Here is a 12,503-nt window from a genome sequence, read left to right on the forward strand (position 1 = left end):
CGCGCTAGCAGGCGCAGCGGGACGGGGCGGGCTGGATCTGGTCGGCGAGGCGGTGCAGGGCTGCGGCGGTGAGCCGGCGGGCGCCGACCAGTCGCGCGGCACGCGGCGGGTCGGGACGGATCGGCGCGTCCGGCCGGGCGGAGGTGACGTGCCGCGTGACCGCGTCGACGGCGAAGATGAAGCCGGCGGGCTGTTCCATGTTCAACTCCTCGGTAGTGGTCCACTGCTGGTGCGGACGACGAGCGTGGTGGGCAGCAGGATCTGGCCCGCCGAGGCGTCCGCGGGCGGGTCGAACAGGAGTTCGGCCGCCGAGCGGCCCTTCTCCTCGCCGGGCTGGCGCACGGTGGTCAGGCCGGCGGTGGCGGCCTCGGCGATGTCGTCGAAGCCGGTCACCGAAATGGCCCGGCGCGGCCCGCCGGCCGCCGCCAGCGCGTCCAGCGCGCCCAGGGCGAGCACGTCGGAGCAGGCCAGCACGGCGGTCGGCGGCTCGGCGAGGGCGTCGAGCGCGCGTACGGCCGCGGCACCGGCGGCCCGGGTGTTGCCGGGCGCCGAGAGGATCGTCAACTCGGGCCAGGCGACGCCGACCGCGGCGAAGGCATCGGCGAAGCCGGCGAGGCGCTCGCGGGTGGTCGGGTGCGGCACGTCGGCGACGTCGGCCACCCGCAACGGCCCGGTGGCGGCGTCGGACAGGACGTCGTCACCGAGCAGGGCGACCCGGCGGTGACCGAGACCGGCCAGGTGTTCGGCAACCGAACGGGCGGCGGCCCGCTCGTCGATGCCCACCCACCGGTCACCGGCGCGGGGACGCGCGGCGGTGGTGACGAACGGCAGCCCGCGACCCCGGATGGTGTCGAGGATCCCCTCCTCGTCACCGGCGCAGTAGACGCAGAATCCGTCGACGGCGGCGTTCTCCACCGCCTTGCCGGCGCCGGCCGGGTCGGCGGGCAGCGGCACGAGCAGCAGGCTGCTGCCGTGCCGCTCGGCAGCCTCGGCGATCCCGGTGAGGAACCGCACCGCGAAGGGATCGGTGAAGGCGTACGACAGCCGCGAGGTGAACAGCACCCCCACGGCACCCACGAAGCCGCGCCGCAGCGAGCGGGCCGTCGGGTCGGGCCCCGGGTAGCCCATCTGGCGTGCGGTGTCGAGGATCCGTCGGCGCAGCTCGGTCGAGAGCTGGTCGGGGCGGGAGTAGGCGTTGGAGACGGTGCTGCGCGAGACACCGACGGCCTCGGCGACGGCCCGCAGGGTCGGTTTCACCGGGCCCTCCCCTCTTCTGGATCGATTCAGTCTGGATCGATCCAGAGACTAGCCGCAGGGGCCGGAGGATGTCAACGCACGTGATTGCGTGAACCGGCGTGCAGCCGGTCCGGTGAGATCAGCCGTGCCGGCCGGTCACGGGGAATCGATGTCGGCGATGATCCGTTTGAGGATGTCCGGAGTGTTCTCCGGCGGCTCGGCCTCGACGCAGAGTCGCTCCATGGCCAGCGCGTAGAAGTCGAGGTCCTCGCGTTTGTCCAGATAGAGCGCGCTGGTCAACTGCTCGATGTAGACGATGTCCGGCAGGTCGTGGTCGCCGAAGCGCAGGATGGTGAAGGCACCCCCGGCCGCGGCGTGCCCACCCGCGGCGAACGGGATCACCTGCAGTCGGACGCTGGGCGTCCGGGTGGCCTCGAGCAGCGCCTCCAGTTGGCCACGCATCACCTGCGGGCCACCGATCGGTCGGCGCAGCACCGCCTCGTCGACCACCGCCCACAGCCGGGGCGGGCGCGGGCGCCGCAGCAACTCCTGACGCCGCATCCGCAGATCCACCCGGCGGTCGATCTCCGCCGGGTCGGCGCCGGAGTGACCGAGCAGCACCACGGCCCGGGCGTACTCCCAGGTCTGCAGCAGCCCCGGGACGAACTGGACCTCGTAGCTGCGGATCAGCACCGCCGCGGCCTCCAGGCCGAGGTACGACTGGAACCACGACGGCAGTACGTCACCGTAACGGTGCCACCAGCCCGGGCTGTTGGCGTCCCGGGCGAGCTTGAGCAGCGCGAACCGCTCCTGCTCGTCGGTGACGCCGTAGAAGGTGAGCAGGTCGGCGACGTCGCGTTCCTTGAACCCGACCCGACCCAGCTCCATCCGGCTGATCTTCGATTCGGAGGAACGGATCTCCCAACCGGCGTCCTCCCGGGTCACCCCGCGCGACTCACGCAGCCGGCGCAGCTGCCCGCCCAGCAACATCCGCAGCACGGTCGGGCCGGCCGCCTGGCCCTGCTCGGCGGACACCATCGTCACCTGCCGTCCTCCGCATGCCGTCGGTGTGGCCGAACCGGTGAGCCGGCCCGACCGACCTGTAAGCATGCCATGAACCATCAGTGAGGTGAACCTCCATCCCGTGCGCGGCGATTCCCGCGGGTGGGATGTCGGGTCAGCCGATCAGATGATCGAAGTCTCCGTCCCGGGCGCCGAGCACGAACGCGGCGATCTCGTCCACGGTGTAGATCAGCGCCGGCCCCTGAGGGTGCCGGGAGTTACGCATGGCGATCCCCGCGCCACCGGGCAACTCCGCCAACTCCACGCAGTTCCCACTGGGATTGCTGCGTCGGCTCTTCTGCCAGGCGAGGGGAGGCAACTCGTGTGCGGGTACACCGTTCGGCGGCTGCTGCATGGGTGCGTGGGTTCTCTCCGTTGGGCGCCGGTGCCGTGGGGAGGAGCGGTAGCGGCACGAGGGACGGTGTCGACTCGATCGTTCTGCACGTGCATCTGCTATTGCATCTGCAATGGACAGCGAGCATGATAGCGCATGTGAGCGGTGCGCAGCCGCTCACATTCTGTTACGTGAACCTGGCCGCCACCAGGGGAAACGAGGTGTCTGGCAGCGCTGGACGCTGCGGCGGGGCGAAGGGAGTGGTCGGTGCCGGATCCGCTGACCGTCGCATCCGGCATCTGTGCTGCGGGAGCCCTGCTCTCCTCCTGGCAGCTGGGACGACGGGCCGTACGGGCCGAAGCCGAGATCGGGCATCTCCGGGCCGAACTGGCCGCCGAGCGGCACGCCGCCAGCCACGACCCGCTGACCGGCCTGCCCAACCGACGGGCTTTTTACCGCCTCGCCGCCGCGCTGCTCACCGACGGCACCGGCCGCCCACTGGTCGCGGTGGTGCTGGACCTGGACGGCTTCAAGCAGATCAACGACCGGTACGGCCACTCGGCCGGCGACCAGGTCCTGATCAGCGTCGCCCAGCGGCTGGCCGCCTTCGCCGGCGACAACCCGGTGGCACGGCTCGGCGGTGACGAGTTCGCCGGGCTGCTGGCCAGCCCCACGATCGACCGGCGGTGGATCGAGCAGGCCACCCGGCAGCTGTGCGACATGCTCGCCGCACCGATCCCGCTGAGCGCGACCACCCTCCGGGTGACCGCCTCGGTCGGGCTGGCACCGGTGCACGGGGCTCAGTTGGCCGAGGCGCTCGACCGCGCCGACGCGGCGATGTACGAGGCCAAGGGGCTCGGATCGGGCCGATCCGGCCGAGCGCTGCGCGGCAGCGCGCACCTCGCCGAGTGCTGACCGGCCCAGGCCCCCGCGTAGGCAGCCCGACCGCACCAGGCGGCGGCGTTGCTCAGTGCCAGCCGTAGCCGGCCCGCAACGCCTGGCTGACCCGGTCGAAACGGGCCCGGTCCAGCACCGCGCCCTCGCGCCGGATGCCGTCCTCGCGCATGGTCAGCACCCGGTCCAACCGCACCCAGCTGGGCCGCTTCTCCCGGTCCCACTCGCCAGGGCCGAGGGCCAGCCAGTGTCGCTCGCCGTCGCGATCACGCTGGCTGGACAGCATCAGCCCGAACAGCGTCCGGCTGTGCCGGCCCACCACCAGCACCGGCCGATCCTTGCCCTGCCGGGGGTCGTCCTCGTAGGACACCCAGGTCCAGACGATCTCCCCCGGGTCGGCCTGCCCGTCGGGCTCCGGGGCGTACGACAACTCGCGCCGCTGCAGGGCGTTGACCTGACGGGGCCGCGCGGCCCGAGCCGGGGTCGGCCCGGCACGCCGGGGGATCGGGATCGCCGCGCCGACCCGGGCCGCCATGTTCCTCAACAGACCTGCCACGGCGGGCAGCCTAACGGTCGACGGCCACCTCGTGTCGGCAGGGTTGGGCGAAGCCTTGCCGCTTCGGCTACGGCCCGACCTCGTCGGGGCCGGCGAGCGGATCGATCGCGCCGTCGGCGGTGGCGGGCAGTCGGGCGACCATCTCCCGGAACTCGTCGACGGTGACCGCCTCGCGCAGCGTCGCGAACACCGCCGCCGCGCCGGTGCCCGCCAGCTGCGGGTCGACCCCGGCCCGCTGACCGACCCGGCGCAGGAAGTCCGCGGGCTCCTGCGGGGCCGACGCGGCGCCGAACTCGGCCGGCAGGTAGCCGGTCGGGTCGGTGCTCGGGCCGGTCATCCGCTCCGCGACGGTCTGCAGCACCGCCCGCGCGACGGCCTCGGCCTGCTCGGGCGGCAGGCCGGAGCGACGCGACACCGCGTCGACGAAAAGGGGAAACCGCACGCCGCCTCCTGTCGTCAGCGCCGCGCTGGTTACCCTCGCCCGTCCCCGGCAAACGGAGGTGCCCCGCCGGTGGCACCCGTACGCGTACGGTTGGCCCGTGTCCACCGTCGTCGACCGGGCCACCTCCCACCGGCTGGCCCGGATCACCACCGAGGTGTTCGCGCCCGCGGTGTTCGCCGCCGTGCTGCCCATGGTGGTCGCCGTGCACGCCACCGCACCGGCCGTCGTGGTCGGGCTCGGCTGGGGGGCGCTGGCCGTGCTGTTCTGCTCCGCCGTCCCGTACGGGATCATCTGGCTGGGCGTGCGGCGTGGCCAGCTGACCGACCACCACATCGGGGTACGCACCCAGCGCCGCCGGCCGCTGCTGCACGGGATGGCATCCGTCCTGGCCGGCCTGACGCTGCTGGTGCTGCTCGGCGCGCCGCGTCCGCTGGTCGCCCTGGTGGTGGCGATGTTCGCCATCGTGGCCGGTGTCGCCGCGGTCAACCAGGTCTGGAAGTTGAGCGCCCACGCCGCGGTCTGCGCCGCGTCGGTGGCCGCCCTGATCTACGTCTTCGGCCCGGCGGCGGCTCCACTGCTGGCCCTGATCGGGCTGGTCGGCTGGTCACGGGTCCGGTTGGCCGCCCACAGTCTGGGCCAGGTGGTCGCGGGTACCGTGCTCGGTCCGCTCGTCGGGGCGCCGATCTTCGTCCTGCTCGGCTGAACGCGTGGCCGGCACGAACCGGTAGCCCAGCCCGCGTACGGTCACGATCACCGGCGCCTGTCCCCCGTCCAGCGCGAGTCGCCGACGCAGCCGCTTGATGTGCACGGTCAGGGTGTTCGAGGTGTCGTCGGAGATCCCGCCCCACACGGCGGCCAGCAACTGCTCACGGGTGACCGTCCGCTCGGCGTGGCTCATGAAGAAGTAGAGCAGCCTGAACTCCTTCAACGGCAGCGCCATTGTCCGGCCGTGCAGGCGCACCTCGAACGTCGACGGGTCCACCCGCAGCCCGCCCAGCTCGATCGGCGGATCGAGGGCGGCGGCGGTCTCCGGGCGGATCGCGCGCAGGATCGGCAGCACCTCCTCGGCCCGGTAGGGCCGCCGTACGCCGGCCGTGGCCCCCGCCTTGAGCCCGGCCGCGGCGATCCCTCCGTCGTCGTCGCCGACCCCGACCACGGTCGGGATGCCGGCCCGGCCGGCGAGCAGCCGGACCAGCTCAATGCTGCTCATGGTGGTCAGGCCGGCGGCGACCACCGCTGCGTCCGGTTGCAGGGCTCCCGCGGCCAGCAGGGCCTCGGCGGCGTGCGGATAGTGGTGTCCGCGTACCCGATGCTCGGCCAGCTGGGTGACCAGCGCGGCACCGACGCTCTCGTCGTCGTCCACCACGAGCAGCACGAAACGTCCGTCGGCCCGATGGTCACCCCTGGTGGCCTCGACGAGGTTGTTCATCGCGTACCGGCTCCGGTTCCGTCGGTCAGCCGAAGCGGCCGGTGATGTAGTCCTCCGTACGCTTGTCGGCGGGGTTGGTGAACAGCTTGCCGGTCTGGCTGTACTCGACCAGCCGGCCGTGCCGCACCTGCTTCTCGTCCACCTCGGCGGTGAAGAACGCGGTGTAGTGGCTGACCCGCGCGGCCTGCTGCATGTTGTGCGTGACGATCACGATCGTGTAGTCGTTCGTCAGCTCGAACATGAGGTCCTCGATCTTCGCCGTGGCGATGGGGTCGAGCGCCGAGCAGGGCTCGTCCATGAGGATGACCTCGGGCTTGACCGCGATCGTACGGGCGATGCACAGCCGCTGCTGCTGACCACCGGAGAGCGCCAGGGCGCTCTTGCGGAGCTTGTCCTTGACCTCGTCCCAGAGCGCGGCCTGGGTCAGCGCCTCCTCCACGTGGTCGTCGAGCCGGCCCTTGATGCCGTTGATCCGCAGCCCGTACGCGACGTTGTCGTAGATGGACTTCGGGAACGGGTTCGGCTTCTGGAACACCATGCCGATGCGCCGGCGGACCTGGATCGGGTCGACGTCCCTGGCGTACAGGTCCTGGCCGTGGAAGGAGACCTCGCCGCTGACCCGGGCGCCGGGGATGGGGTCGTTCATCCGGTTGAGCGCCCGCAGCACCGTGGACTTGCCGCAGCCCGAGGGCCCGATCATCGCGGTGACCTGGTTCTGCTGGATCGGCATCGTGGTGCCCCGGACCGCTTCGTAGCTGCCGTAGTAGACGCTGACGTCGCGCAGCTGCATCACCGACGCGGTGGCGGTGTCGACGCCGGAGGTGGTGATACCGGCGGCGTGCACCGCGACGGACGGGCGGATGGTCAGATCGGTGTCATTGGCCATGTCAGCGCTCCTTGATGGCGAACCGGCTCGAGATGAATCGGGCGATGACCGTGAAGCCGAGGACGATCACGATCAGTGTCAGGGCCGCACCCCAGGCTCGGTCCTGGGCGGCGGGAAACGAGGTGCTGGCGTTGCGGAAGATCTGCGCCGGCAGCGCGGTGTTGGAGCCCTCGAACAGGTTCCAGTTGGGCGAGAAGACGATGCCGGTGACGATGATGATCGGAGCGGTCTCGCCGGCCGCCCGGGCGACGGCCAGCAGCGAGCCGCTGGTGATGCCGGAGATCGCCGCCGGCAGCACCACGGTGAGGGTGGTCTTCCACTTGCGGGCGCCCAGCGCCATGCTCGCCTGCCGCAGCTCGTCCGGGACCAGCCGAAGCATCTCCTCGCTGCTGCGGATGACCACCGGCAGCATCAGGCAGGCCAGCGCCAGCGCGCCGGCGAAGCCGGTCTGCTCGCCGACGAGCAGCACCCAGGAGATGTAGACGAACAGGCCCATCACGATCGACGGCACGCCGGTCATCACGTCGGCCATCAGCCGGATCAGCCGGGCCAGCGGCTTCTGCTTGCCGTACTCGTTGAGGTAGACGGCGCCGAAGACGCCGAGCGGGATGGCCATCAGCGCGGCCGCACCGGTGATGACCAGGGTGCCCACGATCGCCGGCGCCATGCCGCCGCCTTCCCGGCGGTACGAGTTGGGGATGTCCTCGGTCAGGAAGGACAGGCTCATGACTCCGGCGCCCTTGCTGAGGACCGTGTAGGCCACCAGGGCGAGCGGGATGACGGCGAGCAGCAGGGCCCCCCAGATGGCGGCCGTGGCGAGGTGGTTGGTGAACCGACGCCGCCCGGCGAGGGAGGCCCGGGTCAGGTCGGGGCCGCCGGCGGCGGAGCGGGTGGCGGGCGGTGCGGTGACGGTCACGCGACACTTCCCTTCATCCGGGCCTCGGCCCGGCGGACGACCATCTGGGCGAACACGTTGATCAGCACCGTCATCGCGAACAGCACGACACCGAGGCCGATCAGGGCCGCGGTGAAGGTGCCGGTGGATTCACCGAACTGCTGCACGATGACGGCGGCCATCGAGTTGCCGGGGGCGAAGAGGTTGGCCGTGATGTTCGTGGCCCCGCCGATGACCAGGGCCACCGCGATGGTCTCCCCCATCGCCCGGCCGAGGCCGAGCATCACCGCGCCGACGACGCCACCGAAGCTGTGCGGGAAGACGGCGCCCCGGATCATCTCCCAGCGGGTGGCACCGAGCGCGAGAGCGGCGTCCTTGTCGGCGCGCGGCACGGTGCTGAACACCTCGCGCGTGATCGACGTGATGATCGGCGTGACCATGATCGCCAGGATGAGACCGGCGGTCATGAAGTTGCGACCGCTGCCGACCGGGCCGAAGAGGCGGCCGAGCACCGGGACGCCGCCGAGGACGTCGTGCATCCACTGGTACACCGGGACCAGCGCGGGGGCGACGACCAGGATGCCCCAGAGGCCGAAGACCACCGACGGCACGGCGGCGAGCAGGTCGATCACGGTCACCGCGGCCCCGCGCAGGCGGCGCGGTGCCAGTTCGGTGAGGAACAGCGCGATGCCGACCGAGACCGGCACCGCGAACAGCAGGGCGATCAGCGACGAGATCGCCGTGCCGTACGCGAACGACAGCGCCCCGAAGATGGCGTCGCCGGCCGCCGGGTTCGGGTCCCAGATCCGCTCGGTGAGGAAGCGCAGGCCCATCGCGTCGAACGCGGGCCAGGCCTCCCGAACGGTGGTGATGAGGATCAGCCCGAGGATCGCCAGCACCAGCAGGCCGGTGCCGAGTGTCCACCAGGAGAAGAGGCGGTCTCCGACGGCGTTGCCGCCACGCCGGTTCAGTGCCTGCCGGGCGGCGGGGGATTCGTTCGTCACGGTCATCTTCACTCCAGCTCAGGGACTCCGCTGGGGACGGGATCGTGTCGATCCCGTCCCCGGCTGGAAGGCCCAGCGATCCTGATGTCGATCAGCTCTGGATCTTGTCGACCTGGGCCAGCGCCTTCTCCTTGAGCGAGGCGGGCAGCGGCGCGAAGTCGATCTCCTTGGCCAGGTCCTGGCCGTCGTTGAGCAGGTAGGTGAGGAAGCCCTTGACCAGCTCCGCCTTGGCGGCGTCGCTGTAGGAGGTCTTGACGATGATGAAGGTCGGCGCGGTGATCGGGTACGAGGTCGCGCCGGCGGCGTTGAGCGGGTTGTAGCTCAGGTCGTCGGCGATCTCGGCGCCCTCCAGGCCGGCGGTGGTGCCGTCCAGCGTCGGCTCGACGAACTGGCCGTCCTTGTTCTTGATGGCGGCGAACTTCAGGCCGGTGGCCTTGGCGTCGCTGAGGTCGACGTAGCCCACGGCGCCGCTGGTCTGCTGCACGATCTGCGCGACACCGGTGTTCTTCTCGCCGCCCTGGGTGCTGGCCGGCCAGGCCACGGTGTCACCGCTGCCGAGCTTCCAGGCCCCTCCGGAGGCCGCCTCCAGGTACTTGGTGAAGTTGCTGGTGGTGCCCGAGCCGTCCGAGCGGTGCGCCACGACGATCGGGGTGTCGGGCAGCTCGACGCCCGGGTTGTCGGCCTTGATGGCCTCGTCGTTCCAGGTCTTGATGTCGGTCTGGAAGATCTTGGCGAGCGTCTCCGGGCTGAGCTGGAGCTTGTCGACGCCCTGGAGGTTGTAGGAGACGGTGATGGGTGCCGCCACCGTCGGGATATAGAGGAACGAGCCGACGGCCACGCCGTCGCTCTCCTTGACCAGGCTGTCGGTGCCGGCGAAGTCGACCAGGCCCTCACCGAACTGCTTCTTGCCGGTGCCCGAACCGGTCGCGTTGTAGGTGACGGTCACGCCGGAGGCCTCGCCCTTGAAGGCCTCGACGACCTCTTGGTAGTACGCGTCGGGGAAGCTGGCGCCGGACGCCTTCAACTCGCCGGACAGGTTCGCGTAGGCGCTGTCGCCGCCGCTCGCGCCCGGCTCTTTGCCGTTGTCGTTGCTACCACAGCCGGTAAGCGCGAGCGCGGCAAGCGCGACGCCAGCGAGGAGACGCCGCGAGAGCACGTTGCGGTTCACCAGGTAAGCCTCTCTATCGGGGTGCATCAGCCCGTCCGGGCCGTACGCGAGTCAAGCTAGGAGGCGCAGGTAGCCGGACCCCCGGCAGCAGGTGAACGAAAAATGAACTTGGTGGCCACGGTGGTGGCCGGCCGAGGTCGGGATGTGACACCGCGGGGGCGAACGCCCCGAATGCCCGAAATACGGCGGCCGGGTCAGAGGCGGATCGTCCCGGTCACCAGGAAGACCACCTGCCGGGCGACGTTGACCGCGTGGTCGGCGTACCGCTCGTAGTACCGGCCGACCAGGGCCAGGTCGATCGCCGACTCCACGCCGTACGGCCAGCCGGAGACGAGCAGCGACAGCAGCCGCTTCTCGGCCGCGTCAACCTCGTCGTCGTCCAGTGCGAGCTGCGCGGCGTCCAGGTGATCGCGGGTGGCCAGCACGACCGCTGCCTTCTCCGCCATCCGGGCCGCCGCGTCCGCCATCGCGGTCAGCACCGGCACCGCCGACGCCGGGACCACACCCACCGGGTACCGCATCAGGACGACCTTCGCGATGTGCACCGCGAGGTCGCCCATCCGTTCCAGCGAGGCGGCGATCCGCAGCGCGCACACCACCAGCCGCAGGTCGGAGGCGACCGGCTGGTGCCGGACCAGCACCTCGGGGATCCTCGCCTCCGCCTCGGCCCGGTACCGGTCGAGCACGGCGTCGCCGGCCACCACCGCCTCGGCCGCGGCCCGGTCGACGTCGAACAGGGCGACGCTGGCGCCCCGGATCGCCGCGCCGGCCTCCCGGCTCATCGTCGCCAGCAGACCGGTGAGGCGATCGAGCTGCTCCTCGTAGTTCTCCCGAGCCATCGCGCCTCTCCCGTCGTGCAGACCACCGGCCATGCCAGCATGGCCAGCAAACAGCGCCGCCGTCCAGCCGAACACCGGGAAGCCGAGGTCGGCGCCGACTTACGGTCCCGGGCTGGATACGGTGGCCAGATGAGCGAGCGCAGTGCCGGCACGGGCAACCCGACCCGCTGGGTCACCGACACCGGCCCGGAGCACTCCCAGTGGTACGTCGACCGGTTCCGGCGGCTGGCCGCCGAGGGGGCCGACCTGGCCGGCGAGGCGCGGCTGCTCGACACGCTGGTGCCGCCGAGGTCGCGGATCCTCGACGCCGGCTGCGGCACCGGCCGGGTGGGCGCCGAACTGGCCGCCCGGGGCCACACCGTGGTCGGGGTGGACGCCGACCCGGTGCTCATCGAGGCCGCCCGCGCCGACCACCCGGGGCCCCGCTGGCTGGTCGGCGATCTGGCGGAGTTGGACCTCGCGGCGGCCGGCGTGGTGGAGCCGTTCGACGCGGCGGTGCTGGCCGGCAACGTGATGACCTTCGTCGCCCCGGGCACCGAGGCGACGGTGCTGCGCCGGGTGGCCGAGCACCTGCGCCCCGACGGGGTGATCCCGGTCGGCTTCGGCACCGACCGGGGCTACCCGTTGGCCGACTTCGACGCCGACGTGGCCACCGCCGGCCTGCGGCTGGAACACCGCTTCGCCACCTGGGACCTGCGTCCCTGGCGCGACGACGCGGACTTCGCCGTCAGCCTCCTGCGCCGGCCCGCCTGATCCTCGCGCCACCGGAGCCGTAGACGACGCGTTGACGGTGCTGAGGCGAGAGTTCGAGTCCGTGGATGGGAGCTTCCTGCTCCGACTGCGCGGTGGACTCGTCTGGGACCGGGCGGCGTTCAGCCGGTTGGAGCAGGCGATGCGGCTGGCCTGTGAGCAGCGCGGGGGTCATGACGACTTGCCGCGCTGGATGGCTGAGGGGTTCTACGAGGTCTCACACTTCGTGGCGGAGTGGACCGCGCACCCGAACTTCCCTCGGCGCAGCCGGCGCAGTACTACCAGGATTGCCTGGAGCGGTGCGGGATCTGGCGGACTGGTTCTTTCGCGGGTGGCATGCCTACCAGGAGCCGCACCTGTGGCGTGATCTCTAGCGTCCCGCGGAAGGGTTTGCGTTGTGCCTTGGCGAGAATCTGGTCAGCGGTCTTGGTCCAGCGGACGGCCGGCAGCGCTCGCTGTCGACCCGGGGCACGACACTCCACCCCTTAACTGGGCAAAACGGTCAAGCCGAAACGGGCGACCGAGGATCGGAATCCTGACGGATCGAGGTCAATCCGAAGATCCGTGGTCCATCATGGAATCCACAATGTGGTATGTCGATGTTTTGGGACTGCAATGGATGACGCGGTGCGGATTCGAGTGGCGGCGGGCGCCGACGCCGCTGCCCTCCTTGACTGGTTGCGGGTCGAGCCCGAGCTGAGCGGTTGCATTGATCGGGACGCAGCGCCGCCCACACCGGGCTCGCTGGGCACCGTGACGGACGTCCTGGTCGTCGCGGTGGGCTCCGGCGGGGTCGCTACGGTGCTGGCCAGCGCTTTGGTCTCCTGGATTCGGCGGCGCGCTGGCAGTGCCGAGGTCAGGGTGACCCTGTCCGACGGCAGCTCGATCGAGATCAGGGCCACCGACGTGCACGGCCTCGACGCGGACGGAGTCGCGGCCCTGGTACGTCAGGTGCGCGTCGCGATCGCCGAAGTGCCGGCTAGCGATGGTTGAGCCCGGGCCGCCCGC

15 protein-coding genes and 1 pseudogene are annotated in these 12,503 nt (G+C 71.3%); 4 read left to right on the top strand and 12 right to left on the bottom strand.

Annotated elements, in window-relative coordinates; all coding sequences use genetic code 11:
* Positions 1-4: 4 nt before the first annotated feature.
* The 4 genes from IEY61_RS03050 to IEY61_RS03065 all read right to left on the bottom strand — a co-directional run bounded on the left by IEY61_RS03050 (position 5) and on the right by IEY61_RS03065 (position 2,653).
* Positions 5-199, bottom strand: coding sequence for a hypothetical protein (locus IEY61_RS03050; RefSeq protein WP_189040668.1), 195 nt, complete (start codon positions 197-199; stop codon positions 5-7).
* Positions 200-201: 2 nt separating this feature from the next.
* On the bottom strand, positions 202-1,257 hold the full coding sequence (locus IEY61_RS03055; RefSeq protein WP_189040669.1) for a LacI family DNA-binding transcriptional regulator: 1,056 nt from the start codon (positions 1,255-1,257) through the stop codon (positions 202-204).
* Positions 1,258-1,392: 135 nt separating this feature from the next.
* Positions 1,393-2,274, bottom strand: coding sequence for a Sco1979 family transcriptional regulator (locus IEY61_RS03060; protein WP_373293092.1), 882 nt, complete (start codon positions 2,272-2,274; stop codon positions 1,393-1,395).
* Between the two features lie 139 nt (positions 2,275-2,413).
* Complete coding sequence (locus IEY61_RS03065) at positions 2,414-2,653, bottom strand: DUF397 domain-containing protein (RefSeq protein ID WP_189040671.1); 240 nt, start codon at positions 2,651-2,653, stop codon at positions 2,414-2,416.
* A 246-nt stretch (positions 2,654-2,899) separates the two neighbouring features.
* Between IEY61_RS03065 and IEY61_RS03070 the strand changes: the two genes are divergently transcribed.
* Positions 2,900-3,547 (top strand): GGDEF domain-containing protein, encoded by a 648-nt coding sequence (locus IEY61_RS03070; RefSeq protein ID WP_189040672.1) that lies wholly within the window; start codon positions 2,900-2,902, stop codon positions 3,545-3,547.
* Positions 3,548-3,599: 52 nt separating this feature from the next.
* Here IEY61_RS03070 and IEY61_RS03075 read toward each other — a convergent pair whose 3' ends face one another.
* A complete protein-coding gene (locus tag IEY61_RS03075; RefSeq protein ID WP_189040673.1) occupies positions 3,600-4,082 on the bottom strand; it encodes a type II toxin-antitoxin system PemK/MazF family toxin in 483 nt (160 codons plus the stop codon).
* A 67-nt stretch (positions 4,083-4,149) separates the two neighbouring features.
* Positions 4,150-4,524, bottom strand: a complete 375-nt coding sequence (locus IEY61_RS03080; RefSeq protein WP_189040674.1) for a DUF2267 domain-containing protein — start codon at positions 4,522-4,524, stop codon at positions 4,150-4,152.
* 97 nt (positions 4,525-4,621) lie between these two features.
* Here IEY61_RS03080 and IEY61_RS03085 point away from each other — a divergent pair, with 97 nt between their 5' ends.
* Complete coding sequence (locus IEY61_RS03085) at positions 4,622-5,227, top strand: phosphatase PAP2 family protein (RefSeq protein WP_189040675.1); 606 nt, start codon at positions 4,622-4,624, stop codon at positions 5,225-5,227.
* A gap of 6 nt (positions 5,228-5,233) precedes the next feature.
* Here the strand turns inward: IEY61_RS03085 and IEY61_RS03090 are convergent.
* The 6 genes and pseudogenes from IEY61_RS03090 to phoU all read right to left on the bottom strand — a co-directional run.
* Positions 5,234-5,953 (bottom strand): annotated as a pseudogene (locus IEY61_RS03090) (winged helix-turn-helix domain-containing protein); the annotation flags it as partial.
* Between the two features lie 25 nt (positions 5,954-5,978).
* Entirely contained in the window at positions 5,979-6,839 is an 861-nt protein-coding gene (gene pstB, locus IEY61_RS03095; protein WP_373293083.1) for a phosphate ABC transporter ATP-binding protein PstB, read from the bottom strand.
* A 1-nt stretch (position 6,840) separates the two neighbouring features.
* Positions 6,841-7,755 (bottom strand): phosphate ABC transporter permease PstA, encoded by a 915-nt coding sequence (gene pstA / locus IEY61_RS03100; protein WP_189040677.1) that lies wholly within the window; start codon positions 7,753-7,755, stop codon positions 6,841-6,843.
* Positions 7,752-8,744 (bottom strand): phosphate ABC transporter permease subunit PstC, encoded by a 993-nt coding sequence (gene pstC / locus IEY61_RS03105; RefSeq protein WP_229705641.1) that lies wholly within the window; start codon positions 8,742-8,744, stop codon positions 7,752-7,754. Before pstC ends, pstA begins: the two co-directional genes overlap by 4 nt.
* Before the next feature lie 85 nt (positions 8,745-8,829).
* Positions 8,830-9,906: a phosphate ABC transporter substrate-binding protein PstS gene (gene pstS, locus IEY61_RS03110; RefSeq protein ID WP_189040679.1), complete on the bottom strand. Its 1,077-nt coding sequence runs from the start codon at positions 9,904-9,906 to the stop codon at positions 8,830-8,832.
* 194 nt (positions 9,907-10,100) lie between these two features.
* Complete coding sequence (gene phoU / locus IEY61_RS03115; RefSeq protein WP_189040680.1) at positions 10,101-10,745, bottom strand: phosphate signaling complex protein PhoU; 645 nt, start codon at positions 10,743-10,745, stop codon at positions 10,101-10,103.
* Between the two features lie 129 nt (positions 10,746-10,874).
* On the opposite strand from phoU, the gene IEY61_RS03120 reads away from it, so the two are divergent.
* Entirely contained in the window at positions 10,875-11,498 is a 624-nt protein-coding gene (locus IEY61_RS03120) for a class I SAM-dependent methyltransferase (RefSeq protein ID WP_189040681.1), read from the top strand.
* A gap of 612 nt (positions 11,499-12,110) precedes the next feature.
* Positions 12,111-12,488, top strand: coding sequence for an effector-associated constant component EACC1 (locus tag IEY61_RS03125; RefSeq protein WP_189040682.1), 378 nt, complete (start codon positions 12,111-12,113; stop codon positions 12,486-12,488).
* Positions 12,489-12,503: the final 15 nt, after the last annotated feature.

Source organism: Micromonospora sonchi, from assembly GCF_014646235.1.
Classification (GTDB): domain Bacteria; phylum Actinomycetota; class Actinomycetes; order Mycobacteriales; family Micromonosporaceae; genus Micromonospora; species Micromonospora sonchi.